The 24,334-nt window shown below is 59.6% G+C and carries 30 protein-coding genes and 2 tRNA genes; 19 read left to right on the forward strand and 13 right to left on the reverse strand.

Translation table 11 applies throughout. The annotated features are described in order from the left end of the window. The first annotated feature begins 43 nt into the window (after positions 1 to 43). From HMPREF3147_RS00745 to HMPREF3147_RS00760, 4 genes are read left to right on the forward strand one after another with little or no spacing between them, the layout of a single operon-like run. Positions 44 to 1,039 (forward strand): substrate-binding domain-containing protein, encoded by a 996-nt coding sequence (locus tag HMPREF3147_RS00745; RefSeq protein ID WP_070443404.1) that lies wholly within the window; start codon positions 44 to 46, stop codon positions 1,037 to 1,039. After that, positions 1,036 to 2,094: an ABC transporter permease gene (locus HMPREF3147_RS00750; RefSeq protein ID WP_070443406.1), complete on the forward strand. Its 1,059-nt coding sequence runs from the start codon at positions 1,036 to 1,038 to the stop codon at positions 2,092 to 2,094. The genes HMPREF3147_RS00745 and HMPREF3147_RS00750 overlap by 4 nt, the downstream gene beginning before the upstream one ends. A 2-nt stretch (positions 2,095 to 2,096) precedes the next feature. Next, positions 2,097 to 2,849 carry an ATP-binding cassette domain-containing protein gene (locus HMPREF3147_RS00755; RefSeq protein WP_070443408.1) on the forward strand — a complete coding sequence of 251 codons (753 nt, stop codon included), beginning with the start codon at positions 2,097 to 2,099 and terminating at the stop codon, positions 2,847 to 2,849. Positions 2,850 to 2,885: 36 nt separating this feature from the next. After that, positions 2,886 to 3,311 (forward strand): holo-ACP synthase AcpS, encoded by a 426-nt coding sequence (locus HMPREF3147_RS00760; protein ID WP_070443633.1) that lies wholly within the window; start codon positions 2,886 to 2,888, stop codon positions 3,309 to 3,311. 13 nt (positions 3,312 to 3,324) lie between these two features. Here the strand turns inward: HMPREF3147_RS00760 and HMPREF3147_RS00765 are convergent, their stop codons facing one another. Both HMPREF3147_RS00765 and bcp read right to left on the reverse strand, forming a co-directional pair. Next, entirely contained in the window at positions 3,325 to 3,963 is a 639-nt protein-coding gene (locus HMPREF3147_RS00765) for a TetR family transcriptional regulator (protein WP_070443410.1), read from the reverse strand. 3 nt (positions 3,964 to 3,966) lie between these two features. Continuing rightward, positions 3,967 to 4,437 (reverse strand): thioredoxin-dependent thiol peroxidase, encoded by a 471-nt coding sequence (gene bcp, locus HMPREF3147_RS00770; RefSeq protein ID WP_070443412.1) that lies wholly within the window; start codon positions 4,435 to 4,437, stop codon positions 3,967 to 3,969. A 198-nt stretch (positions 4,438 to 4,635) separates the two neighbouring features. On the opposite strand from bcp, the gene HMPREF3147_RS00775 reads away from it, so the two are divergent. From HMPREF3147_RS00775 to HMPREF3147_RS00795, 5 genes are all read left to right on the forward strand, one after another. Next, the gene (locus HMPREF3147_RS00775; RefSeq protein ID WP_010191207.1) at positions 4,636 to 4,914 is read left to right on the forward strand and encodes a DUF3618 domain-containing protein; all 279 of its coding nucleotides are present in this window, start codon (positions 4,636 to 4,638) and stop codon (positions 4,912 to 4,914) included. Positions 4,915 to 5,181: 267 nt separating this feature from the next. After that, entirely contained in the window at positions 5,182 to 6,318 is a 1,137-nt protein-coding gene (locus tag HMPREF3147_RS00780) for an ABC transporter substrate-binding protein (protein ID WP_070443414.1), read from the forward strand. A gap of 2 nt (positions 6,319 to 6,320) precedes the next feature. Beyond that, on the forward strand, positions 6,321 to 7,436 hold the full coding sequence (locus HMPREF3147_RS00785) for a FecCD family ABC transporter permease (protein WP_246815671.1): 1,116 nt from the start codon (positions 6,321 to 6,323) through the stop codon (positions 7,434 to 7,436). Next, positions 7,427 to 8,188: an ABC transporter ATP-binding protein gene (locus HMPREF3147_RS00790; protein ID WP_070443416.1), complete on the forward strand. Its 762-nt coding sequence runs from the start codon at positions 7,427 to 7,429 to the stop codon at positions 8,186 to 8,188. Before HMPREF3147_RS00785 ends, HMPREF3147_RS00790 begins: the two co-directional genes overlap by 10 nt. Positions 8,189 to 8,199: 11 nt before the next feature. Next, the gene (locus HMPREF3147_RS00795; protein WP_070443418.1) at positions 8,200 to 8,715 is read left to right on the forward strand and encodes a 2'-5' RNA ligase; all 516 of its coding nucleotides are present in this window, start codon (positions 8,200 to 8,202) and stop codon (positions 8,713 to 8,715) included. 39 nt (positions 8,716 to 8,754) lie between these two features. Here HMPREF3147_RS00795 and HMPREF3147_RS00800 read toward each other — a convergent pair. Next, positions 8,755 to 8,827: transfer RNA gene (locus tag HMPREF3147_RS00800), tRNA-Lys, on the reverse strand. A 289-nt stretch (positions 8,828 to 9,116) separates the two neighbouring features. On the opposite strand from HMPREF3147_RS00800, the gene HMPREF3147_RS00805 reads away from it, so the two are divergent. From HMPREF3147_RS00805 to sucD, 3 genes are all read left to right on the forward strand, one after another. Continuing rightward, positions 9,117 to 10,346, forward strand: a complete 1,230-nt coding sequence (locus HMPREF3147_RS00805; protein WP_070443420.1) for a L,D-transpeptidase — start codon at positions 9,117 to 9,119, stop codon at positions 10,344 to 10,346. A 218-nt stretch (positions 10,347 to 10,564) separates the two neighbouring features. After that, the gene (sucC, locus tag HMPREF3147_RS00810; RefSeq protein ID WP_210384557.1) at positions 10,565 to 11,737 is read left to right on the forward strand and encodes an ADP-forming succinate--CoA ligase subunit beta; all 1,173 of its coding nucleotides are present in this window, start codon (positions 10,565 to 10,567) and stop codon (positions 11,735 to 11,737) included. Between the two features lie 8 nt (positions 11,738 to 11,745). Then, positions 11,746 to 12,624, forward strand: a complete 879-nt coding sequence (gene sucD / locus HMPREF3147_RS00815) for a succinate--CoA ligase subunit alpha (RefSeq protein ID WP_070443424.1) — start codon at positions 11,746 to 11,748, stop codon at positions 12,622 to 12,624. 43 nt (positions 12,625 to 12,667) lie between these two features. Here the strand turns inward: sucD and HMPREF3147_RS00820 are convergent, their stop codons facing one another. From HMPREF3147_RS00820 to orn, 4 genes are all read right to left on the reverse strand, one after another. Beyond that, positions 12,668 to 13,213, reverse strand: coding sequence for a DNA-3-methyladenine glycosylase (locus HMPREF3147_RS00820; RefSeq protein ID WP_070443426.1), 546 nt, complete (start codon positions 13,211 to 13,213; stop codon positions 12,668 to 12,670). 27 nt (positions 13,214 to 13,240) lie between these two features. After that, the gene (locus HMPREF3147_RS00825; RefSeq protein WP_070443428.1) at positions 13,241 to 14,101 is read right to left on the reverse strand and encodes a siderophore-interacting protein; all 861 of its coding nucleotides are present in this window, start codon (positions 14,099 to 14,101) and stop codon (positions 13,241 to 13,243) included. A gap of 192 nt (positions 14,102 to 14,293) precedes the next feature. Further along, positions 14,294 to 14,366, reverse strand: a tRNA-His gene (locus HMPREF3147_RS00830). 48 nt (positions 14,367 to 14,414) lie between these two features. Further along, on the reverse strand, positions 14,415 to 15,047 hold the full coding sequence (gene orn / locus HMPREF3147_RS00835; protein ID WP_246815673.1) for an oligoribonuclease: 633 nt from the start codon (positions 15,045 to 15,047) through the stop codon (positions 14,415 to 14,417). A 269-nt stretch (positions 15,048 to 15,316) separates the two neighbouring features. Between orn and HMPREF3147_RS00840 the strand changes: the two genes are divergently transcribed. Further along, a complete protein-coding gene (locus HMPREF3147_RS00840; protein ID WP_070443432.1) occupies positions 15,317 to 16,861 on the forward strand; it encodes an alanine/glycine:cation symporter family protein in 1,545 nt (514 codons plus the stop codon). A 47-nt stretch (positions 16,862 to 16,908) separates the two neighbouring features. Here the strand turns inward: HMPREF3147_RS00840 and cmrA are convergent, their stop codons facing one another. Beyond that, the gene (gene cmrA / locus HMPREF3147_RS00845) at positions 16,909 to 17,721 is read right to left on the reverse strand and encodes a mycolate reductase (protein WP_070443433.1); all 813 of its coding nucleotides are present in this window, start codon (positions 17,719 to 17,721) and stop codon (positions 16,909 to 16,911) included. Positions 17,722 to 17,848: 127 nt separating this feature from the next. Here cmrA and HMPREF3147_RS00850 point away from each other — a divergent pair, with 127 nt between their 5' ends. Beyond that, a complete protein-coding gene (locus HMPREF3147_RS00850) occupies positions 17,849 to 18,034 on the forward strand; it encodes a PspC domain-containing protein (protein WP_070443435.1) in 186 nt (61 codons plus the stop codon). Here the strand turns inward: HMPREF3147_RS00850 and HMPREF3147_RS00855 are convergent, their stop codons facing one another. The 5 genes from HMPREF3147_RS00855 to HMPREF3147_RS00875 form a co-directional block, all read right to left on the reverse strand. Continuing rightward, the gene (locus tag HMPREF3147_RS00855; protein ID WP_070443437.1) at positions 18,035 to 18,667 is read right to left on the reverse strand and encodes an alkaline phosphatase family protein; all 633 of its coding nucleotides are present in this window, start codon (positions 18,665 to 18,667) and stop codon (positions 18,035 to 18,037) included. Positions 18,668 to 18,803: 136 nt separating this feature from the next. Further along, positions 18,804 to 19,904: a tyrosine-type recombinase/integrase gene (locus tag HMPREF3147_RS00860; protein ID WP_070443439.1), complete on the reverse strand. Its 1,101-nt coding sequence runs from the start codon at positions 19,902 to 19,904 to the stop codon at positions 18,804 to 18,806. A gap of 104 nt (positions 19,905 to 20,008) precedes the next feature. After that, entirely contained in the window at positions 20,009 to 20,479 is a 471-nt protein-coding gene (locus tag HMPREF3147_RS00865) for a hypothetical protein (protein ID WP_070443441.1), read from the reverse strand. Between the two features lie 72 nt (positions 20,480 to 20,551). Continuing rightward, on the reverse strand, positions 20,552 to 20,950 hold the full coding sequence (locus tag HMPREF3147_RS00870; protein WP_246815675.1) for an ImmA/IrrE family metallo-endopeptidase: 399 nt from the start codon (positions 20,948 to 20,950) through the stop codon (positions 20,552 to 20,554). After that, complete coding sequence (locus HMPREF3147_RS00875) at positions 20,934 to 21,485, reverse strand: helix-turn-helix domain-containing protein (RefSeq protein ID WP_141740692.1); 552 nt, start codon at positions 21,483 to 21,485, stop codon at positions 20,934 to 20,936. The genes HMPREF3147_RS00870 and HMPREF3147_RS00875 overlap by 17 nt, the downstream gene beginning before the upstream one ends. Positions 21,486 to 21,626: 141 nt before the next feature. Between HMPREF3147_RS00875 and HMPREF3147_RS00880 the strand changes: the two genes are divergently transcribed. The 5 genes from HMPREF3147_RS00880 to HMPREF3147_RS12780 all read left to right on the forward strand — a co-directional run bounded on the left by HMPREF3147_RS00880 (position 21,627) and on the right by HMPREF3147_RS12780 (position 24,132). After that, on the forward strand, positions 21,627 to 21,887 hold the full coding sequence (locus HMPREF3147_RS00880; RefSeq protein ID WP_070443447.1) for a helix-turn-helix domain-containing protein: 261 nt from the start codon (positions 21,627 to 21,629) through the stop codon (positions 21,885 to 21,887). 51 nt (positions 21,888 to 21,938) lie between these two features. Then, complete coding sequence (locus tag HMPREF3147_RS00885) at positions 21,939 to 22,733, forward strand: antA/AntB antirepressor family protein (RefSeq protein WP_070443449.1); 795 nt, start codon at positions 21,939 to 21,941, stop codon at positions 22,731 to 22,733. 48 nt (positions 22,734 to 22,781) lie between these two features. Then, positions 22,782 to 23,006 carry a hypothetical protein gene (locus tag HMPREF3147_RS00890; RefSeq protein WP_070443451.1) on the forward strand — a complete coding sequence of 75 codons (225 nt, stop codon included), beginning with the start codon at positions 22,782 to 22,784 and terminating at the stop codon, positions 23,004 to 23,006. Positions 23,007 to 23,529: 523 nt separating this feature from the next. Then, the gene (locus HMPREF3147_RS12390; RefSeq protein WP_083276396.1) at positions 23,530 to 23,706 is read left to right on the forward strand and encodes a helix-turn-helix domain-containing protein; all 177 of its coding nucleotides are present in this window, start codon (positions 23,530 to 23,532) and stop codon (positions 23,704 to 23,706) included. A gap of 255 nt (positions 23,707 to 23,961) precedes the next feature. Beyond that, positions 23,962 to 24,132: a hypothetical protein gene (locus HMPREF3147_RS12780; protein WP_168160889.1), complete on the forward strand. Its 171-nt coding sequence runs from the start codon at positions 23,962 to 23,964 to the stop codon at positions 24,130 to 24,132. The last annotated feature ends 202 nt before the right edge of the window (positions 24,133 to 24,334 follow it).

Below are 24,334 nucleotides of genomic sequence, written 5' to 3' on the forward strand. Positions count from 1 at the left end.
AGGCGGGTTGGAGAAGTCCCCCAATCTGGGGCACCATGCAAGGGTGAATAAAGCTAAGAAGCCACTACTAGGCCTTATTTCGGTAGCCGCTGCCACCCTTCTTGCCGCCTGCTCCGCCACCGGTGGTGCGCCCCGTCCCGAAGCTGACGGTGAGCTAGCCGGTGGCGTCGACACCGAGCGTCTTGTCGTTGCCATGATTTCCCATGGCGCACCAGGTGATACGTACTGGGATCTCGTGCGTAAGGGCGCGGAGGACGCCGCGCGCAAGGACAATATCGAGTTGCGTTACTCTTCCGACCCGGAAGCGCCCAACCAGGCAAACTTGGTCCAGTCCGCCATCGATTCCGGGGTGGATGGCATCGCCGTGACCATGCCCAACGCTGGAGCGATTGGACCGGTGGCCAAGAAGGCCTCCGATGCGGGCATCCCCACCGTGGGCCTTAACGCAGGCATGGATGATTACCAGAAATACGGCATGAGCGCCTTCTTCGGCCAAGAGGAAAAGGTCGCCGGCACCAAGGCTGGTGAGCGCCTCAAAGACGATGGCGCCAAGCACGTTCTGTGCGTCATCCACGAGCAGGGCAACTCTTCTCAGGAGTCGCGCTGCGCCGGCGTGAAGGACGGGCTGGACAACGGCAAGGTGGAGATCCTGTACGTCAACGGCAAGGATCTCACCGCCGCGCAGTCCACCATCAACGCGAAGCTGAGCCAGGACCCGTCCATTGACTGGGTCATGGCGCTGCAGGCCTCCGTGGCCATGCGCTCCGCTGACGCGGTTGCTGACGCCTCCTCTAAGGCTAAGGTCTCCACCTTCGACACCAACGCCGAGCTTGTCGACGCCATTGCGGATAAGCGTATCCAGTGGGCCGTCGATCAGCAGCCCTATATGCAGGGCTACCTCGCCGTCGATTCACTGTGGCTGGCACACCGCAACGGCTCCACATTGGGCGGCGGACGCCCCGTGTACACCGGCCCCTCCTTCGTGGATTCCACCAACGTGGACATCATCTCCGAATCCGCTAAGGCAGGCCTGCGATGAGCGAAGCCACGACTGCATCAGACGAGGCGCAATCAACCCCCGCCGATACCCGCCTGACCCGCCGCAGCGGTTTCGCGCGCCTCATCCGCCGACCCGAGTTGGCCAGCCTGCTCGGCGCGGTGGTCATCTTCGTCCTCTTTATGATTGTGGCGCCCGCCTTCCGCTCGGTGGAGGCCTTCTCCACGGTGCTCTACGCCAGTTCCACGCTGGGTATCGTGGCCCTGGCGGTGGGCCTGCTCATGATTGGTAATGAGTTTGATTTGTCCTCCGGCGTGGCGGTGACCTCCGCGGCGCTCGTGGCCACCATGCTCAACTACAACTTCCACCTCAACTCGTGGGTGGGCGTGGGGCTGTCCCTCATCACCGCACTGGCCATCGGTGCGCTCAACGGCTTCCTTGTGGTGCGCACCAAGATTGACTCCTTCCTCATCACCCTGGCGGCCTTCCTTATGCTGCAGGGTCTCAACTTGGCGATAACCAAGCTGGTGACCGGCCAGGTGGCCACCCCCACCATTTCGGACATGGAAGGCTTCGATTCTGCCCGCATCATTTTTTCCGGCACCATCCACATCGGCAGCTTGAGCATCCGCGCCACCGTCATCTGGTGGATCCTCTTCGTCGCCATCGCCTCGTGGGTGTTGTACAAGACGCGCTGGGGAAACTGGATCTTCGCCGTTGGTGGCGACGATGAAGCCGCCCGCGCCGTCGGTGTTCCCGTGCGCCGCGTCAAGGTGGCGCTGTTCATGCTCGTCGGATTTGCAGCGTGGTTCGTGGGCATGCACACCCTTTTTGCCTTCGATTCCATCCAGGCCGGCCAGGGTATTGGCAACGAGTTCCTCTACATCATCGCTGCGGTCATTGGAGGCTGCTCCATGACCGGCGGGCGCGGTACCGCGGTGGGCACCGCCATCGGCGCGCTTATTTTCGGCATGACCAACCAGGGCATCGTGTACGCCGGCTGGAACCCCGACTGGTTCAAGTTCTTCCTCGGCGCGATGCTGCTCTTTGCCGTGCTCACGAACACTTCGGTGGCCAACTTTACGAGGAAGCGATAACCATGATTGAGTTGCACGATATTTCCCAAACATTTGGCAACTTCCACGCCCTGCGCGGTATCAACCTCCGCGTCAAGGAAGGCGCAGTGACCTGCGTGCTGGGTGATAACGGCGCGGGTAAATCCACGCTGATTAAAATCCTCGCCGGCCTCAACCAGCCCACCGGCGGCACTATCACCGTCGATGGGGAAGAGGTGAATTTCACGAGTCCGCGCGATTCCCTCGGCGCCGGTATTGCCACCGTGTACCAGGATTTGGCGTTGGTGCCCTCGCTGTCTGTGTGGCGAAACTTCTTCCTAGGCCAAGAGCTCACCGGGGCGCTGGGGAGCTTGCGTGAGGAGGAAATGAAGCGCATTACGCACGAGCAGTTGTCCGAAATGGGCATTGAGCTTGGCGATGTCTCCGTGGAACTCTCCGCCCTCTCCGGTGGCCAGCGCCAGGTGGTCGCCATTGCCCGCGCCATCTACTTCGGCGCGCGCTACATCATCCTGGATGAGCCCACCGCCGCGCTCGGCGTGAAGCAATCAGGCATGGTGCTGCGCTTTATCGACGCCGCCCGCGAACGCGGCATGGGCGTGGTGTTTATTACGCACAACCCGCAACACGCCTACCTCGTGGGCGATCACTTCATCGTGCTCACGGTGGGGCAGATGTCTCTCGACGCTTCCAAGGAGGAGGTCACGCTGCCGGAGCTGACCCAGTGGATGGCCGGCGGCGACGAATTGGAGGAGCTCAAGCAGGAGCTGGCGCGCTAAACCACGGTTGGCGCAACTAAGCTGGTCTGCATGACTATGAGTGGCGTGAGCGTGGGCACCGACTTGGTGCACATTCCGTCCTTTGCCCAGCAATTGGAGCTTCCCGGCACACGTTTTGCGCGGGTCTTCAGCGCCTCCGAGCTGCGCGTGGCGCAGGCTCGTGGGCTAATCGGTGCTGCCCGCGCGCAGCACTTCGCGGGGCGCTGGGCAGCGAAGGAGGCCTTCATCAAGGCGTGGTCGCAAGCGCTCTACGGGCGCCCGCCGGTCCTGGCGGAGGAGGCCGTGGACTGGGCCGAGATTGAGGTCCGCCCGGATGCGTGGGGGCGCGTGGCAGTTGAACTGCGCGGGGAGATTGCCCGGCTCGCGCGGGAATCCCTGGGGGATTTTTCTACGGCGTTGTCGATCAGCCACGATGGTGACTACGCCACCGCTACCGTGCACCTTTCGCGGCACACGCCATAACCCACGCCATGACCTAGGCGCTGGTCGCGATGGCGAAGAGGTAGGCGATGAGCATGCGCTTAATCTCTTCCACCACGCCATCGAAGCTCTCCTCGGAGCGCATGGTGCTGTAGTTGAGCAAGGACACCACGGTGTGGACGAGGAAGGCGGCGATTTCCACTCGGGCGTCGGCGTCCATGCCCTGGGCAAGAGGCTCGATGATTTCCGCGATGGGCTTGAGCAGGCTGAGCTCCGTGTCGGCGGCCGTGGCGCGGGTCGCGGGTGTGGACTGCACGGCGTGCCACACCGCGCGGCGAGAGGGGTCGTTGCGCCAGACGCGGGCCATACGGTCGATGAATTCTTCCAGGAAGTCCGGCCACTGCAGGGCCGGCACGCGCTGGGAAAAACGCTCGACCTCCGCCTGCATTGCGGCGGTGTCTTGGCGGTCGAGCTCGCAGATCAGCACGTACTTGTTGGCAAAGTACTGGTAGAGCGTGCCAATCGGTACTTCCGCGCGGCGCGAGACCTCGTCGAAGGTAAAAGACTCAAAGCCATGGTCCACGAGCGTCTGACGCGCGCAGGACAAAATCCGGTCATACTTGGCCCGGCTGCGTGCCTGCGCTGGGCGGCGCCTAGGGACCAGAATCTCCGGTGACTTCGAGCTAGATTCCACGGTTTAGTTGAGCCCCTTGAGCACGCGGGCGACGTGGCCAGTGGCCTTGACGTTGTACATGGCCTGGCCAATGGTGCCGTCTTCCTCGATGAGGAACGTGGAGCGGATAACACCCTGGACGATCTTGCCGTAGTTCTTCTTCTCGCCGAAAGCAGCATAAGCCGTCATGACCTCCTTGTCGGGGTCAGACAGCAACGGGAAATTCAGCTCGTGGTCCTCGCGGAACTTCGCCAGTGCCTCGGGCTTGTCAGGGGAGATTCCCACCACGGCGATGTTCATGCCATTGAGTTGTTCCAGGCTGTCGCGGAAGTCGCAGGCTTCCTTCGTGCAGCCAGGGGTGTTGGCGCGCGGGTAGAAATAAACCACGACGCGCTGGCCGGCGTAGTCGCTCAGGCTCACGGTGTTGCCGGCATCATCGCTCAAGGAAAAAGCGGGGGCTTTGTCCCCTACGGACAGTCGTTGTGCTTCAGTCATGGTGTCTACCTTACCGTGCTCTGTTCAAGGGCTCTTTCGCTCATCGATGTTCACTCGGTGCAGCGTGGGTGAGATAAACGTTGACCGACTCTGCAGACACGCTGGCGGTCAATGTAGAATGTCCACGTTAGAACCACAACGGTTAGATAGAAGCTAACCGCAACAACACCGAACGAAGTCAAAATTCAGGAGATTCACGTGGCACGCAACATTGATGATATCCAGCGCGACATCGAGCGCACCCGCCGTCAGCTGGCTAGTACCTTGGATGAGCTCGCTGATCGCAGCAAGCCGCAGAACTTCGTCGAGGATGCTAAGGGCGCGGCAACCCAGAAGCTGCAGGAGCGCAATGTGCAGATGGCGCTCGCCGGCGTTGGCGCGGCCGTCGTAGGCCTCATCGCTTTTTCCGTCTTCCGCTCCAAGCGCCGTAAGTCCGATATCAAGGAGCTGCAGCGCCTGCTCGCTGAGCGTCGCTAGCGCGGGCGCGCGCCAGTGGGCGCGACTGCGCGCAGAGAGGCCCTGCCTTGGGGAATGCCTGGGGTGGGGCCTTTTTACGCTCCGCATAAATTAGAAAGAGCATTGCCTACCCTATGACAGCTTTGGGTAGCCTTACCTGACTGTGTAGTATGAACCTCCGGACAGACCGCAAGACGAAAGTTTGAAGGAGAAATTGTGCTTCACGTATCGACGCCTGCAGGTCAGGCATCCCGTCCACGCACCGGGCGAGTGGTAGGGGCGTGCGCCATGGTGGCGGCGCTGGCCGGCGCGCTGGCGGGCTGTGCCGCCGACAATGCCGGTGCTGGCAGCGAGCAGGCCGGGACTGCTGCTGTGAGTTTCACAGACCTTGCCGGCCGCCAGGTGGAGCTGGACCACGCGCCGGAACGCGTCATCCTGGGAGAGGGCCGCAGTGTCTTTGCCACCGGCATCCTCAACAAGGAAGACCCGCTGGACAAGGTCGTGGCCATCGGATCGGACCTGAAGCAGAATGTGCCCGACTACTACCGCGAGCTGGAAAAGACCACGCCCAAAGTCAACGAGCTGCCGGAAATCGGCGGCTTCACCAAGGGTGACGTCACCGTGGAGGAGCTCATCAGCCTCGACCCGGACCTCATCGTGCTCTCCAAGGATCAATATGAGGCCTCCCAGACCGCCGGGCTCACCGACAAGCTGGACCAGGCCGGCCTGACCTATGCCGTCACAGACTTCCGTTCCAAGCCCTTGGAGAACACCGTGCCCACCATGGAAATCTTCGCCGATATCTTCGGCCACGAGGACCGCGCGGAGGAGTTCATCGCAGACTGGCAAAAGAACGTTGACCTGGTAACTGAGCGCGCAAAGAAGGCGCAGGATAAGCCGTCCACCTTCGTGTGGCGTGCAGCAGGTATCTCAGATTGCTGCGGCTCGTGGAACGACTCCAACATTTCTGAACTGGTCAATGTCGCCGGCGGAAAGAACGTGGCAGATGGCATCATCGAGGGCGAGTCCGGCGCGCTGACCCCGGAGAAGGTCATCGACGCCGATCCCGACATGATCATCGCCACTGGCGGTGACTGGTCCGCCAAGGTGGATAACGCAAAGGGCCACACCGGCTTCGCTGCCGCCGGCTATGGCATCAGCGATAAGGATGCCCACGACAGCGCCGCTTCACTGGCCGGCGTCCAACCTGGTTTTGAGGACCTCTCTGCCGTCAAGGAGCACAACCTCCACGGCCTGTGGCACCAGTTCTACAACTCGCCCTTCAACTACCTGGCACTCCTCCAGATCGCCGCGTGGCTCCACCCGGAGGACTACGCAGACGTCAACGTCCAGCAAGAATGGGCCGAAGCCCAAGAGAAATACTCGCCCGTCCCCGGCGACGGAACCTTCTTCAGCACCAACTAGTCATGAGCATTCTCACATCAACCACGCGCACGGCAAACCCTGAACGAACCACGCGTGCAGAAACCGCGGAACTTCCTGTGGAGGCCCTCGCGCACGAACATTCCCGAGTGACCCGCCGCCGCATCGCTATCGTCGCCGGGCTTATCGTCGTAGCACTCGCCGCCTTCGTCGTGAGCGTGATCGTTGGCGCCATCGACCTCACCCCGGGGCAGGTGTTGCGGGGGATGGTGGACCCGGGAGGCGTCGACAAGCAAACGCGTACAGTCCTGTGGAGCCTGCGCCTGCCTATGGCCGTCATGGCGCTGCTCATCGGGGCTAGCCTGTCACTGGCTGGCGCGCAGATGCAGACCATCCTGGATAATCCGCTGGCGGAGCCTTTTACCCTCGGCATCTCCGCGGCGGCTGCTTTCGGCGGGGCCAGCGCCATCGTTCTGCGGTGGCAGCTCCTGGCCCAGCCGCAGTTCAACCTCGCGCTCATCGCGTGGCTGTCGGCGGCGCTGGCCACGGCCATCATCGTCGTCGCCGCCGTCATCCGCGGTGCGAAGTCCGAGACGATGGTGCTGCTCGGTATCGGCCTCGTCTTCTTCTTCCAGGCCATGTTGGCGCTCATCCAATACCGCTCTTCTAGCGAGGCTCTCCAGCAGATCGTTTTCTGGTCCATGGGTTCCCTCACCCGCGCTAGCTGGCAGGCCAACGCCGTGCTGGCCGGCGTGCTTGCGGTGGCGATTCCCATCCTGGGGGCGCTGTCGTGGCGGCTGACGGCGTTGCGGCTTGGCGACGCCCGCGCCACCGCCCTCGGCATCAACACTTCCCGCCTGCGCGTGATTGTTCTCGTCGTGGTCTCACTCGTCGCGGCAACCACCGTGGCTTTTGCCGGCATCATCGGATTTATCGGCCTGGTGGGCCCGCACATCGCACGCATGTTGGTAGGCGAGGACCAGCGCTACTTCGTGCCGGCCTCCATGGCCGCGGGCGCAGCGGTGATGTGCGCCGCCCACGCGCTAAGCCTCCTGATTAAGCCCGGGCTGGCCATCCCCATTGGCATCGTCACCTCGCTTCTGGGCGTGCCGTTCTTCATCGCCATCGTCATGACCCGAAGGAGGGCATTGTGGACGTAGAACTCACCATCACCGATCTATCTGCCGGCTATGGCTCGCGCACGGTGGTGGACGGGCTGAGCCTTCCCACCCTGTGCGGCGGGCAGGTCGTGGGGCTGCTGGGGCCGAACGCGTCCGGCAAGACCACCACCATCAAGACGCTCGCCGGGGTGCACCGCGCGCGGGGTGGCACGGTGGGCTTTCGCGTCGACGGCCAGGTTCCGAGCGGACAGCGGCGCCGCCAGCTTATCGGCTATGTGCCGCAGGGGCTGCCGCACACCGCGGCGCTGCGGGCGTTTGAGGCGGTGCTGATTGCGGCGCGTCGGGAAGCATGTGAGGACCCCGTCACCCGCACCGCCGAGGTCCTGCACTCCATGGGGCTCGACGACATTGCGCAGCGCTACCTCAACGAGCTCTCCGGCGGCCAGCGCCAGCTCGTCGCCGTGGCGCAGATGCTGGTGGGGACCCCTGGGCTTATGCTTCTCGACGAACCCACCTCCGCCCTCGATCTCAACCGCCAGCTCTTCGTCTTGGGCCGCGTGCGGGCAAAAGCTCGGGAGGAAGGCAGCCTCGCGTTGGTAGCGATTCATGACATCAACCTGGCGGCCCGGATGTGTGACCAGCTCGTCGTGCTCCACGGTGGCAAGGCCCGCGCCCATGGCGCGCCGGGGGAGGTGCTCACGGAGGAACTCTTGCGCGAGGTCTACGGCGTAGAGACGGATGTGCTGGACCACCGCGGGCAACCCGTCGTGGCGCTGCGGGAGGTTAGTTAGACTCGGGCCGTGTGAGCCGAAATTCGCCCGAGAACCTCCTGTTGTACCTCACCCCGGAGGATGAAAACACCATACGGGAAGTCTACGCAGCCCTGGCTCAGCGTGGCTTTCCGGTGCAGCACCAGCGCCCACACATTACGGTGACGTTCGCGCCGGTGCTCGAGACTTCAGTCGTCGACGAGGCTCGCAGCCTGCTCCCACCGCTGATGCCGGCGCAATTTCATCGAGTAGGAACGGTGGTCTTCGGAAGGAAAAGCAAGCAGACCGTGGCCTGGCTTCTGGAGACCACCGATGAGCTAGAAATTGCGGCGCGGAAGATAAGCGCTAAGAACCCCGAGGGGCGCGGACCACGGTGGACGCCGCATCTGACGATGGGCCTGCGCCTGCCCCGGGCACTGGTGCCTGACTATATGCGCGCCCTCGATGAGATTGCTGGGCCGGAGCATAAAGAATTCAGTGCAGAATCTGCCGCCTGGTGGCGGCCCAAGACGCAGCGCCTGGAGGTCTTTGGGGCGGCCACGGAATGAGGAAACCCCCTTCATCGAAGGATGAAGGGGGTTGAACTGTGCGCCATCAGGGAATCGAACCCCGAACCCACTGATTAAGAGTCAGTTGCTCTGCCAATTGAGCTAATGGCGCTTGTGTTTACTCGGTGACTGCTGATTTCCTCAGTGCCTGCCGTGCAACGAGATGTAACTTTAACACCCTCTTTGTAAAAAGGTAAAATCGCCAGGTAGTTGGTGGTTTATTGGGGTCTTCGGTGGTGGCGTTGTGGCCGCTTTGAAGGAGGGGCGAATTGGGTGCGCAACGGGTGGGTAACGAAACGGTTAAGGGTGGTGGCGTCAACTGGTTTGAGAGGTGCGCTGGCGGTTAGGCTATGAGAACTCTTGTCATTGTCTTTAATCATTTCTATGAGCTAGGGGTTTCTGTGCGTTCTCTATTCCCTTCTGCACGTCCCGCAGTACTTCTCTCGAGCCTCGTTGCAACGGCTTCCCTTCTGGCCGCCTGCACCATCGGCGGGGCCGCGGATTCTGGCCCAGCCGAAAACCAATCGGAAGCAGATGCTCAGACGAGTGCTTCGGCGGAGGCGTCGGCCTCGGCAGCCGCTAAAGCGAAGCAGCTGAAGTTTTCCGTCAAGGACGGTGCTAGCAATGTTGATCCATCCGAACCGGTAGAAGTGAACTCCCCGGCTGGCCTGAAGTCGGTGACGATGACCAACGAGGCTGGCATTGAAGTGGAAGATGAGCTGTCCTCGGACTCGACCACGTGGAAGAGTGCTGAGGTGCTGGGATATAACCGCACGTACACCATCGATGCCACGGACAAAGATGGCACCCACAAGACCATCACGTTCACCACCCCGCAGGCCGCAGGGGTATCCGAGGTAGCTTTGAGCCCACTGCCGGACTCCGAAGTAGGCGTGGGTCAGGTTATCGGCGTGCGCTTTGGCAACTACGTCACTGACCGCAAGGCGGCCGAAAAGGCCATTACGGTCAAAACAGAGCCCGCCGTCGACGGTGCTTTTTACTGGGTGAATAACCAGGAGGTGCGCTGGCGCCCGGAAAACTATTGGGAGCCGGGTACGAAGGTGACTGTTGACGTCGACCTGTACGGTCGCAACCTCGGCGGCGGTGTCTACGGCGGCGAGGATGCCTCAACCAACTTTACTATCGGCGACCGCGTCATCACGCTGATCGATAACAACACGAAGATGATGTCGGTGTTCAAGAATGGTGAGGTGCTGCGCCGCATTCCTGTCTCGATGGGCAGGGATGGCCAGTGGGATACCCCGAACGGCGCCTACATCATCGGTGACCAGTACCCGTCCCTCACCATGGACTCGACTACCTTTGGCCTGGCTCTCGACGCTGGCGGTTACAAGACCGACGTTCAGTGGGCGACGCAGATGTCCTATTCCGGAATCTATGTCCATGCGGCGCCTTGGGCTGTGGGTGCGATGGGCAGTTATAACCAGTCCCACGGCTGTATCAATGTAACTACTGAGGCTGCTCAGTGGTTCCAAAACACGGTCAAACGCGGCGATATTGTGAGGGTTTCCAACACCGGCGGTGGTGTGCTGAGTGCGCTCGATGGTCTAGGGGACTGGAATATGGATTGGGCTACCTGGTCTGCGGGCAATGCTACCGCTAATCAGTAGCTCCCCGGGGATCGATCAGGGTGCACCCGAAAGTTAAAACAGCTAATTCGGCGTCAGTGGCCTAAATGGCTGTAACGGGCAGCATTGCGACGTGCGCGCATGTAATGCAAAGTGTGTGAAGTGTAATGCTTTAACTTCTGCAAAGTGGTTTGCATCACGTCTTTGTTTTGGTGAATCTTGTGGAGAACTAGTTATTCACTGCAAAGATGGAGGCAGAAGTGGATCTCTACGAGTACCAAGCTCGAGACCTCTTTGAAGCTCATGGCGTTCCCACCCTCAAAGGCATCGTTGCGACCTCGGCCGTGCAGGCTGAAGAAGCAGCCGTGAAGTTGGGGACACCGGTGGTCGTGGTCAAAGCACAAATCAAAACCGGTGGGCGCGGAAAGGCTGGGGGAGTCAAGCTAGCGCACAGTCCTGCGGAAGCCGCGGAGAAGGCCAATGAGATTCTAGGCCTGAAGATCAAGGGGCACACCGTGCGCAAGGTCATGGTGGCAGAAGGTGCCGACATCGCTGCGGAATACTACTTCTCCATCCTCCTGGACCGCACCAAACGCCGTTACCTGGCCATGCTCTCCAAAGAAGGCGGCGTGGAGATTGAGAAGCTGGCCGAAGAGCGCCCAGATGCCCTGATTAAGCGCAGCTTCTCCCCACTCGATGGCATGACAGACACCCTCGCTCGAGACATGGCGTATGAGGCGGGGTTTGACGAGGGGGACGTCGCCAAGCTGGTGCCCGTATTCAAGAAGCTCTACACGGTGTACACGGAAGAAGACGCCACGCTTGTAGAGGTGAACCCACTGGTCAAGACATCGAGCGGTGAGATCATCGCGCTTGATGGCAAAATCACGCTGGACGATAACGCGCAGTTCCGCCACCCCGAGCACCGGGACCTCCAAGACCACGGGGCGACCGATCCGCTGGAGCTCAAGGCGCAGAAGATGGGGTTGAACTACGTGAAGCTTGACGGTTCCGTGGGGATTATCGGCAATGGCGCTGGCCTAGTGATGTCCACGCTCGACGTCGTGGCCTATGCCGGCGAGGATTTTTCTTCGCAGCCGAAGCCCGCGAACTTCCTCGATATCGGTGGTGGCGCTAATGCGGAGGTGATGGCCAACGGGCTCGAAGTGATTCTCAGTGATCCGCAGGTGAAATCGGTCTTTGTCAATGTCTTCGGCGGTATTACTGCCTGCGATGAAGTGGCCAAGGGCATCGTGCAGGCCTACAAAATCCTGGACTCGGAGGGGATTGAACCCAAGCCGCTCGTGGTGCGCCTGGATGGCAACAACGCGGAATTGGGACGCGCGATTCTGAATGACGCACACCTGCCCAAACTGGAGCAGGTTGAAACCATGGACGCTGCGGCCCGCCGGGCTGCGGAGCTGGCGAACTAGGAGTAGACATGTCGATTTTTCTCAACAAAGACTCGCGGATCATTGTCCAGGGCATGACGGGGTCCGAAGGTATGAAGCACACGCGTCGCATGCTGGGATCCGGCTCCACCATCGTAGGTGGGGTCAACCCGCGCAAGGCAGGTGAGCGTGTGGATATTGAGGGGCGTGAGATTCCCGTCTTCGGCAGCGTGCGTGAGGCCATGCAGGCTACCGATGCCAATGTCACCGTCATTTTTGTGCCGGCAAAGTTCACTAAGGACGCAGCGGAAGAAGCCATCCGTGCCGGTATTGAACTCGTGGTCATCATTACGGAAGGAATTCCGGTGAAGGACACCGCTGAGCTCTATGCGCTGGGACGAGAATCCAAAACCCGCATCATTGGGCCGAACTGTCCGGGGCTCTACACACCGGGCGAATCTAATGCGGGCATTATTCCGGCAGAGACTGCGCCAAACCCAGGAAAGATTGGCTTGGTGTCGAAGTCGGGCACGCTGACGTATCAGATGATGTACGAGCTATCCGATATTGGTTTTAGCACGTGCGTGGGAATCGGTGGAGATCCGATTATTGGGACCACGCACATTTCAGCGATTGAGGCCTTCCAGAATGATCCGGATACCGAGGTGATCATTATGATCGGTGAAATCGGCGGTGATGCAGAGGAGCATGCCGCTGCCTATATCAAGGACCACGTCACGAAGCCGGTGATTGCGTATATCGCGGGCTTTACCGCGCCGGAAGGCAAGACGATGGGGCATGCTGGCGCCATCGTGTCTGGTGGTTCTGGTACGGCAGAAGGCAAGAAGGCGGCGCTCGAGGCCGCTGGAGTGAAAGTGGGCAAGACCCCCTCGCAGGCAGCGGAGCTGGTGCGAGCGGCCTTGGCTTAAAGATATGGTGCATGAGTCTCAGGACTCAGGCGCCGGTAGGGGGCTAGCGGGGGAGCCCGCGACGCCGAGACACTGTCTTGTCAAAGGGGATCCAAAATCGTAGCGCGGCGTCTTGGTTCTTAGAGATTCCGATGCGCGGCCCGCGGACCCACTCGGGCTCCTCTTCGCGTGCGCCAAGTTTTACCGGGGTTCCGTTATCTTCAAGGCTGAATCCTAAGGCCTTACCCAAATTGCCAGGGCCGCGGGCGAGATTGTGAAAATCCGTGTCGCCCCGGCGCTGGTAGGCAATGTCTAGCCCGTCGATGACTTCTCCGCCGCGGAGCAGGCAGCCCTGACCGGTGCCTTCGGGTGCGCAGACGATATTGCCGTTCCGATGGATGCCATAAGACATGTAGACGTAGAGGCGCCCGGGTGGGCCAAACATGGCTGCGTTGCGCGGTGTGCGGCCCTTAAAAGTGTGTGAGGCTTCATCGTCTGCGCCGAGGTAAGCCTCGACCTCCGTGATGCGTACCGAAACGCCGTTGTGCGTGAGCACCGTGCCCAGAAGCTGGGGAGCAACGACGTCGGCGGTGTCGGTGAAATCGATCATTGCCGCAGTCTAACGTGAAAACAAGCGTTAGGCCTTAGCTCTTTCTTCCTCTGCTTCAATCTCTGCATTGAATTCGCGCTTGGAGGATTGCCACTGGTCCTCAGTCATTCCGATACGCCAGTAGCCAGAGATAGAAACGTCTTCCTTGGGAATTCCAGATTCCACGAAAAGGAAGCGACGCAGCTCTTTGATCATCTCGGCGACACCGTGGATGAACCAGCTGGTTTTCTTCTCCTTGGGAATACCAGCCTCGCGTACCACGCGGGATAGCTCAGTGCCGTGGGTAGCGCCATTGCGGATTACCCAGACGATCTCCACACCCTCGCGGGTGGGCAGCTCGAACGTGCGGTCTTCGTCTTCGATCTCGATGAAGGCAGTAGCGGTCGCGCCCTCGGGGAGATGCTGGACACCCGCACCGATGGCCGGTGCCGCAGATTCATCGCCGGCGAAGATGAAGTGCTCATATTCTTCGGCAGGTCCCCACGCGCCACCTGGGCCGAGGAAGCCGATCTTCTCTCCGGCCTTAGCGGCTCGTGCCCACGGACCAGCCAGACCGGAATCACCGTGGGTGACAAAATCAACGTCGAAGTCCCCGGTCTCCGGGTCTAGGTTAATCAGGGTGTAGGTGCGGAGAATTGGTTGCTTATCACGCGGCTGCTCTTCGCGAATCTGCTGGACATCAAATGGCCAAGAATAATCGGCGCTTTCTGGCACGAATAATAACTTGATGTAGTGATCCGTAAACTCCAGCTCCTTGCCTACAAAAGCCGGGGAGTTCATGCTCAACCGAATCAAATCCGGAGAGACCTGGTAGCGACCAGTCACGGTCGCTTCATGTGCCTTGCGGGGCTTGCGCTTCGGCGCTGCCTCTTTAGCTTGGCCAGCCATCGTTATCACTGTCCTTTGAACACTTGAGTTGCTGTGCGGGCAGAAGGCTTCGCACTATACAATTAGGTAAGGCTAACATACTCAAGTCCGGCTGGTTGTGGGGCTTGATGGTGCGCGGGTGCGGTGGTGCTGGGGCTCAATGCAAAAAGTGAACCCCGCATCCTGCTTGAGCAGAATGCGGGGTCTATTCGGGGTGGCTGACGGGGCTCGAACCCGCGACACCCAGGATCACAACCTGGTGCTCTACCAGCTGAACTACAGCCACCATCGTTGCGGAAAGCAACGAGATACAGGTTAACCCACGTTGTCCGTTTTACAAAAACGCCTGGTAGTCGTTGGTAGTAGCCGCCTTGAGCTCCTCAGCTTCCGGGGTGGAGGGGCCGTTATCCGTACGGAACACGCTGCGGCGATAAAAATCGAGCTCGCGAATGGACTCGATGATGTCCTGCAGGGCTCGATGTGCCATCCCCTTGTCGGGCTGGTTGTAATAGGCCCGCGGGTGCCAGCGGCGTGCCAGCTCCTTAATTGTGGAGACATCAATCATTCGGTAGTGCAGCGCGGCGTCCAGGCGCGGCATGTATTCGCGAATAAAGGTGCGGTCCGTAGCGATGGAATTGCCGGCAAGGGGTGCCGGATGGTTGGCGTCGCAGTGCTTCTCGACGAGCTTCAGTACCGCCTCCTCTGCCTCCTTAATCGTGATTGCAGATTCCCGAATCTCCTTGTCCAGCCCAGACTTCGCGTGCATCTCGGTGACGAAGTCATCCATCTGCGCGAGTTCTTCCTCCGTGGCGTGGACGACGAGGTCAATGCCCTCGTCGAGAATGTTCAGTTCGGCGTCGGTAATCACGGCGGCAACTTCCACGATCACGTGGCGCTTCGGATCAAGCCCGGTCATCTCCAGGTCGATCCAGACGAGGCGGTCGTTCTTAGCGGGGATATCACTCATGTCTTCCACCATAGTTTCTCTTGGGGCGTGGTCGGGAACGCGCGCTCTTGGCTCGGTGGGGGTAAGTGGGGGTGGGGGAAGAGTGTGCTTATCGAAATCGGTCTCTTAATCGATATGTGCTGGGGATTTGTGCTGGATGTCAATGTTGAGGGTGGCGCCTTCTCAACTTTTTTATGATTTCACGCACGAAAGTCGTCGTGGAAGGGGCATTATTAGGTCAGCCTTTAACGTGACGGCACTCACATATTGCGAAGGACGGTAACCTACCGATGTCAGCCTTTCTCGACACCCTCAACTCTTTGATTTGGTCACCAGCACTAGTCTTCCTGTGTCTTGGCGCGGGAATCTATTTCACCGTGGCCACCAAGTTCTTGCAGGTACGCTGCATTCCGGACATGATTAAGCAGCTGAAGGATGGTGAAAGCTCCGATTCGGGTGTCTCCTCCTTCCAGTCGCTGATGATTTCGCTAGCGGGCCGTGTCGGCGTGGGCAATATCGCTGGTGTAGCGACGGCTATTGCCTTCGGTGGACCAGGTGCGGTGTTCTGGATGTGGGCCGTGGCCCTGCTGGGATCTGCCACCTCGTTTGTGGAATGTACTCTGGCGCAGGTTTATAAGGAGAAGGACCAGGACACCGGTGAGTACCGTGGTGGCCCGGCTTATTACATCGAGAAGGCCTACAAGCACACTAAGGCCGGACCATTCATGGTGGTTTATGGCATCGTCTTCGCCATTGCGATGATCCTGGCCACCAGCTACTTCCTGCCTGGTATCCAGGCGAACGGCGTGGCCGCTGCAGTCCAGAACGCTTGGGGTATTGAAGTCGGCTGGTCTGCCCTGGTTCTGGGCGGGATTCTAGCCATCATCATTATCGGTGGTGTCAAGCGCATCGCGAACTTCGCGTCCCTCGTGGTTCCGTTCATGGCGGCTGCCTACATTCTCTTTGCCATCATCATTCTGATCATGAACTTTAACCAGATTCCCGAAGTCTTCGGCATGATCTTTAAGTCTGCTTTCGGCGCCGAGCAGGCCTTCTCCGGCCTGTTGGGCTCGGCCATCATGTGGGGAGTCAAGCGCGGTATTTACTCCAACGAGGCTGGTCAGGGTACCGGTCCGCAGTCTGCTGCGGCCGCGGAGGTGTCCCACCCAGCTAAGCAGGGGTTCGTTCAGGCTTTCGCGGTGTACATCGATACCCTCTTCGTATGCTCCGCAACCGCCTTCATCATCATCTCTACCGACATGTACAAGGTCTTCGAGGGCGAATCTGAGGACGGTCCCGTGCGTTATGCCGGCTCTATCCCGGATGGTGTTGAGGTGGGCCCGGGCTTTGTCCAGCACGGTCTAGACACCCTGTTGGCAGGTTTCGGACCGAGCTTCATTGCCATCGCCATCGCGTTCTTTGCCTTTACTACCGTCTTGGCCTACTACTACATGGCAGAGGTCAACCTGACCTACTTCAACCGCTGGATCAGCAACAAGACCACCCGTCGCGCGCTGGTGTGGCTCCTGCGCATTCTCCTCGTGGTCTCCGTGATTGTCGGAGCTACCACGACTCCGGGTGCAGCCTGGGCGCTGGGTGATATCGGCGTTGGCGCGACTGCATGGCTTAACATCATCGCCATCCTCTTCCTGCAGGTCCCGGCTCTCAAGTGCCTCAAGGACTACAGCGCACAGAAGGCTGCTGGCAAGGACCCGCAGTTTGACCCAGAGGCGTTGGGAATCAAGAACGCAGAGTTCTGGGTAGAGCGCAAGGCTGCCCGGCAGGAAGCCGCGCAGAAAGCTATCGCGGAGCAATCGCCGCTCCAAGGTAAGTAAAGCAATGCCCGCTCTCTTTAAAACAGGAGAGCGGGCATTGTGGTGTTCTAAGCCATCTTCGAATAGAAGCTACCGATGAGCGGTGCAGCAATTGGGGTGGGCACAATCTTACCCAGCGCGTTCATTGCTTTCGAAAGTGGCCCGGGGACCACGCGGCGCTGGTTGCGGGCCATGGCCTCCAGAGTTTCTTCAGAGCAAGACTCGTAGGTGGTCCACAAGAAATCCGGGACGACCTTGTCCACGATCGATTGCTCTTCTTCGGGGATGACGGCATCGCGCACCGGGCCAGGGGCAAGCAGCGTGCAGGTCACGCCGGAGCCCTTGAGCTCGTAGTGCAGGGCCTCAGTAAAGGCGTTGACGCCGGCCTTGGTGAAAACATAGGTGGCGTTGTTTGGAATGGAAACGTTGCCCGCCGCCGAGCCCACGTTACAAATAGCGCCGCTGCGCCGCGGCAGCATTTGCTCCAGAGCAGCGCGCGTCAGACGGTGAACGGCCTTGCCGTTGAGGTCGAACTGCCGGGTTTCATAGTCCCAGTCCTGATCCATGAACTTGCCAAAGCTGGCGATACCCGCTGAGTTGACGATGATGGAGATTTCCTTGCCCGCCATGAACTCGATGACGCGGTCCACGTCCGCTTCCTCGGAGAGGTCCGCTGCCAGCGCAATGGCGTCCACTTCGTGGCGTGAGCGCAGGTCCGCAGCAATGGATTCGAGGACGTCTTCGCGGCGTGCGACGAGGATGACGTTGTAGCCGCGGGCGGCCAGGTCCTTGGCCATCGCAGCGCCAATTCCCTGGCTAGCGCCGGTCAGCAGCGCATAGGAGGAGCGGGTAGGGGCGGGCAGCCCAGGGGAGTGAGCCATAAGCGGCATCCTTTCTCTCAGGGTGGGAAGTCTCCACCCAGCGTAGAGCAATCAGGGTTTAAATCAGGGTAAACACCGATGAATCCTCAGTCCCAACTCTGGATAATGGAAGGTGAAAGGAGAGATCATGAACAACCAACGTTTGACCCGTTCCACAACTGACACGATGCTCGGAGGTGTGTGCGGCGGCATCGCACACACCTACAACCTTGATCCGACCCTGGTGCGCATTCTCTTCGTTGTTGCGACCCTACTGGGCTTCTCAGGCATTCTGCTCTACCTCATACTCTGGGTTGTCATCCCAGTGGAGTAGTTACTGCAGCGGGCCCAGAGCCATGAACCGCTTCCACGTTTCCCACTCTTCGCGCAAGCGTGGCAAGGCGCTGGGTGGGGTGGCGGAGTCGTCGACAAGCACGGCGTCCTGCATGCGCACGCCGTTGTCGAAGAAGAGAGCCGCGTGCCCGGATGCCCCGTAGCGGAGGACCGGCACCAAGTTGAGCCCATCGAAAGACAGCGGGGCGTTGGGGCGCACATCGAGCCCCGCGATCGCCGCGAGCGTGGGTGCCAAGTCGAGCGGGGAGACGAGCTCTGTGCACTCTCCGGATTCTGCAACCCCGGGCCACAGGAGGGACATGGCGGCCTTATCTCCCTGCAGGGAAGACACCGCCACCACACCATCGAGGGTGTCCAGTAGCTGGGGGTTCGGCTGTTCGAGAAGACGAAAGACCTGCGAAGAAGCTGGCTGGGTATCCTCCCGAACCTCGAAGCCAGCGGCCTTGAAAATCTCCGTGATGCGCGTTGTGGCTCCGCGCTGTGGATATTGTCCGGTGAGCACCGCGCGGCGTGATGCCGCATAGCTTGGTGCCGGTACCCACGCGTTAGCGAAGCGCATACCGCGCAGCGCTGATTCCGGGGCGTGGTCAAAAGTCGCGAGGGTGATGTCCATGGAAGAGAGTCCAATCTGTGCCCAAAGGCCACTTTCTGAGGCTTAGTGAAGCCCTAGAAAGTGGCCTTGACCTGCGTGCCCCCAGCAGGATTCGAACCCGCGACAAACACCCCATTGCCCAGCGTAAACTCCTCTTCTACGCCAATTTCCACGACAATTCCACGACCTCTGAAAAACTTTCATCCATACGGCCTGCCACCGCATCCAAATCGTCCTCCCACAAATCAGCATACGTATCCAACGTCATCGCCGCACTCGCGTGGCCAAGCTGACGCTGCACCACCTTCGGATGCGCCCCCGACGAAATCATCAACCCCGCCGCCACATGCCGCAAACCATGAGGCGTCACACGTGGGAAATCATCATCCCTCGCCATACACCGGCCAAGCGCGCAATAAAACCACGTATGATTCGACGGCACCCGCAACGGCGACCCATCAGACCTACACCACACCCAAGAATCCTGAGCCTTCCCGTCCATCAACGGCACCAGCATATCCATCACAAACCTAGGCACAGCTACCACCCGCGCCTCATGAGTCTTAGGCGTACCCACCTCCACCCCAGACCCCACAGTCACCGCGTTACGCCGCACAGTGATACGCCCACGCAGCACATCCACGTCCTGGACTTGCAGCCCAGCAAGCTCACCCCACCTCAGCCCCACGGTGCCTAGCAGCCACACGATTGGCGCATTGTCCCCACACTCGTCAGCGAACATGGCTAACTGCTCCCAACTCAGATACACCTTCCTCGCTTTCGCCTTCCTAGGAAGCGCCACACCCTTCGCCGCGTTAGTCTTCACAATCCCATCACGCACAGCCATATCAAGGATTTGCGACAGCATTGCATGATTCTTCCTCACGATTGATGCGGAACGATCCGTGCTTGATAGCCAGTGCTGAATCTCCGACGACAGCACGGCCCTGACTGGTGTGTCTCCCCATCGTGGTTCGACGTGGATACGCCAAGTCTGCTCCGTTGTCCGCATCGTGGATGGTTTCAGGTGTGTTTGCATCGCGAGCCAGCGCTCACCGAGTTCCTTAATTTTGACGCGCCCGGCATTGGGGTCTATCCAATCACCTTCGCGGATAGCGGTGGCGTTCTTATCGGCCCATGCTTGTGCCGCGCTTTTTGTTCTGAATCCTTGCTTTGTGCGGTTCTTACCGTCAGGGGAGCGGTATTGTACTCGCCACGCCCTGCCCTTCGCGGTCTTGTAGGGCTTAATCGATGCCATAAGATAGACACGTCCTTCCTGATTGTTGGTTGGATATTCCGGCTCCTGGTGCTCGCGACTTCCACATGTTGAGCGCCAAGGGCCGGTCTTGTTTTGTTGGGTGATTAGTCGGCGTAAACCACCTGTATTTCTGTGGTGACTGGACCAAAGTTCACGCCTACTCCAACCTTGCCGCCATGCTTTGGCTTCGTCTCTGTCGACTGGGAGAAGAGGTCAATGAGGTACTTCTCATTGCTTGTGAAGGTTCCGCCGCTGCCCTCGGTCATGCCCGCTTCACCGAGCTTGGTGTAAATGGCGTCACGCTCCGGGCCGTACTCCGCCTTGACGTACTTCTGGGCCAGATTGTTGAGGGTGGGGTCGACGGTGTACCCGTCCCTTTCCATGTTCTTGATGACAGCGGCCCGGACGCGCTGTTCGGGAGTGCTAGCGACACTCGTTGAGCTGGACTCGTTGGAGCTGCCGCCGGGAGCTGCTGAGATACCTGCGATGACGCCGATGATTGCGAGGATGGCGGCGACCGCTCCACCGATGGTTTGGAGGTCTATGCCTTTGAGCATGTTGTTGAAGTTTGGCATTGAGGGAGCCTTTCGGAGAGTTGAGGGTGGTCAAGTTTAGGGACGTTGGCGTGGGTGCTGTGGTCCAGCTGATTACGCGGCTTGTTTCTCGTGGAGAGATTGCCAGGTTCTTAGAATGTGTTTCGTTACTTCGAGCTCGTCCGCTATAGCGGGCAGGTGGCCTTGGTGCCACGCGGCTGCTGCTTCAAACTCATTGGGGGAGATTAGGAGCCGGGCGGCGTATTCGTCGGCGCGACGTTCTTGCCGTTGGTCATAGTGGCCGTTTCCGGTGGGGGTGTCTCCGTAGTGGGCGTGGCCGAGTTCGTGGGCGAGGACGCTTTTGTACTGGCCGATTGATTGGCCGCGCCGTGTGCTGATGATGCGCTGTTGGTGGTCGTACCAGCCGGGTGGCCCGCCGGTGTGGCGTTGTAGCTGCACGCCCATGCTTTCCGCTAGGAGGTGCAGCTGGGCCGCGTTAATCGTCATAGGCATCATTCCTTTCCGCATCCTCGTCGGGGCCGCTGTAGGCCACCGCGCTGAGTGGCATTGAATCATCCACTTCGGACACGGGGGTGAGATGCGGGGTGGAGCTGGCTGCGCAGGCCTCATTGAATTTCTTGTCTATTTCTTCCCAGTTGGAAAACCCTGAGGCCTGGATAGTCTCTCCCAGAACGTCCTTCACATAGGCGGCTTTGATGCTAGCCGCTGCATGTTCAGCAATTTCAGAAGCAGCGTTTAAGGCTAGTGCTTCTGCTTCAAAGGCGTGGATGGTTGCGTGGAGGCGCTCGCCCTTGTTGCTGCCGAGTGAGGCTTCTTCTTCGGTGATGAACTCGGCCTCTACGAGGGCTTCCAGGACGTTGAGATTGAAGGCGCGGGCGAATTTGACGACGAATTCGGGGTCTGCTTTTGCTCCGCCCTTCCATCGGGTAAAGGCGCTCTGATTGAAGCCGGCTTTCTTGGCGGCGTCGCGCATTGTCATGTTTCCGATTATGGGCTCGATGTAATCCCACCAGCGTGTTGAACTCATGCCCCTAACTATATTTGCGCACACGCAAAAGTGCAAGTGATAGCGACAAAGCAAACAAAACTTGCGCAGGAACAAACAGTGATGTAGTTTCATTTGTGTAAGCCCAAACAGGGTTTGCGAAAGAACAAACAAGGAGGTTGCATGACTTTCCTTCATACAGTTCGAGTCCGCAAAGAGTGGCTAGAGAACGCAGTCAATGAAGCAGGAGGCATCGCAGCCCTCGCAGAAAAACTTGATTGCGCACCATCCACAATTAGCCGCCAACTCAACGACAGGGCAGAAGCCGGGCCGCGCCTCATCGGCTCAATCCTCGCGAACTTCCCCGTCACATTTGAGGACGTATTCGACGTAACCGAAGAAGAAATGCGCATACGACGAGTCAGAGTCCGCTCCGTCGCATAAGAAAAGCCCCGCCGAAGCGGGGCATCCAAAACCTACTTAGGAGAATACACCATGAGTGAACTAATCCCCATTCAAGACCGCGACGGCATTCAGGCTGTCATGGGCCGCGACCTACACAAGTTCCTTGGAGTTTCGGAGCGATACACACAGTGGTTCGCCCGGATGGAGGAATACGGCTTTCTTACAGGTCAGGACTTTATCCGAGAAACCGGAAAAAGTACCGGCGGACGCCCTTCGGTTAACCACATCATCAACCTGGACATGGCTAAGGAAATTTCCATGATTCAGCGCACGGACAAAGGTAAGCAGGCCCGCCAGTACTTCATCGAATGCGAACGCCGAGCTAAGGAACCAGCGCAGCTATCACCAGAAGAGCTCATGGCACGCGCCATCAAGGTCGCAGACAGCACCATCAAGGAACTTGAAGCAAAGACGGCAGACCAAGCCCTTGCACTCGAAGCCGCGAAACCAAAAGTGGAGTACTACGACCACTGCGTATCCATCGAGTCGGACGTCATGACAGTCAAGGACTGGGGCGCACACTTCGGGCTTACGGAGCCACAAGCTCGCCAGAAGCTCCTGGACGCAAAGATGATTTACCGCAAGGTACAAACCCGCGAGTGGTCATCCCGCAAGGGTGATGTGGTTGACCGCAATGAGTACCGCGCTTATGCCGCCTACCGCAATCTGTTTGATTTACGCGCCCAGCACAATGCCCCGCGCTACCACAACGGTCAGGTTCGCCAAACCTTGTACGTGCGGGCCGGGTGGGCAATCACCGTAGCCAAAAATGCCGGCATCGAAGTAGACCGATCCATTTATGACATCTTGCCGGAGTCTGCCTAATGGGCATCTCAGACAGACGCTACAAGTAGCCCGAAAGAAGGAACCAATATGCCCACCATCACTCGCACCCACTTCGAAGATGCAACTCCGATCACCGAAAGACTGCCGCACAACACTCTTGCGGAAGCAGTGGAAGCCACCCTTGCCCATGCCCGCGAGGAATACCGCCACGCACACGTGAAACGCATGGACAACACCAACGCAGACCTGTGGGCCTGCAATAACCCTGACTGGCCCTCCTTCGGTCAAGGGTTCTACCTCGAAACACTATAGCCCGACTTAGCAGGCAGGGGAGTGCAAGCCTCCCCACGGGCACCAGGTCGCCGAGGTCTTCCTGCCCAAGGGGATAGGGCAGGAGGTTGGCTGGCCGCGATGAATGAGAACTGAATTAGTGAAGAGCGCCGGATGATACTGGCCCCGTGAGCATGGTTCTTAGATTGCGATGACCGGGGCGAACCGTGAGGTAGGCACCCCAACGTGGTTGGGAGGGAACGAACGGCGCTGACATAAATACCAAGCCCAGAACGGAACACGAATTCATCACTTATTGCCTATATAGCGGGTGGCTGAATTCTTGCAAGCACTACCGGGGTTCGACTCCCCGGCTGGGCACTTGGGGTTGTTAAGCGCATTCTCCCTGTTCAAGGCGAAATGGAGCGTCAAGGCTGTAACCGGCGGGGTCGGACACTGCCCGCTTGGCACTGCACGCCTGCAACCCCCTTCACACACAAAAGACCCCCGCGACTGCTGTAACTACGCGGGGGTCTTGCTCTGTCCACCTGAAACGGAGACACCCATGAATACTACACCGGCCTGGCTCACCGTGAAGGACGCCGCCGAATACACCGGCCTGCATGCCGAAACAATCCGCACCCTTATGCGGCGCGGCGAGATTGAGGCCCGCAAACCAGGCAAGACCTGGCGCACAACACAATCCTGGCTCGACCAATACATGAACCAAGGAGCAGCATGAAACGCCTACTCAAACATTTCTTCCACCGCAGGCACCGCGCCTACACGCCGCGCTTCTACATGATGCGGAGGGGCTGACATGCGCGAAATCACCATCGACCAAGCCATCCGCATTTCAAAGACATTGAGGGCCGGTATCGCGCCCTGTACACCATGACCCGACTGCCGGAGAGCATCCGCCGCCGCGTCAAAGACAATGCGGCGCAGGCCAACCTGCTCGCCACACTGGCTGAGAAAGAGAAAAGGAAAACCCAATATGCACAGCGCTAACCGCACACCACGTTCTACACCAGACGCTCGCCGTATCGCCTACTGGCAGGACATCGCAGCAAAACGTACCCGCCTGTGCTGGGCCACCGGGCTGATGGGTGGTATCGCAGGCTTCATCCTGCACGCCTTCCTCTCAATGCCGCCGGTGTGGATGTAGACGATGCCGTGAGAGAACCACTTCCGCGCCCCGAATACTCAAACGGTGCCTGGTGGGCAGCAATCCCAACCCCTAAATCCTTCCGCACCCGCAAAGCAGCCTGCGACGCCCTACTCAAATTCAGACAGGAAAAAGGATGCCTCTACTACGGCTGTTGGGCTGAAGGAACCGACGACCTCGGATGGGGTAAAGGATTCCGTTT

It is taken from the genome of Corynebacterium sp. HMSC05D03, assembly GCF_001807205.1.
GTDB classification, from domain to species: Bacteria; Actinomycetota; Actinomycetes; order Mycobacteriales; family Mycobacteriaceae; genus Corynebacterium; species Corynebacterium aurimucosum.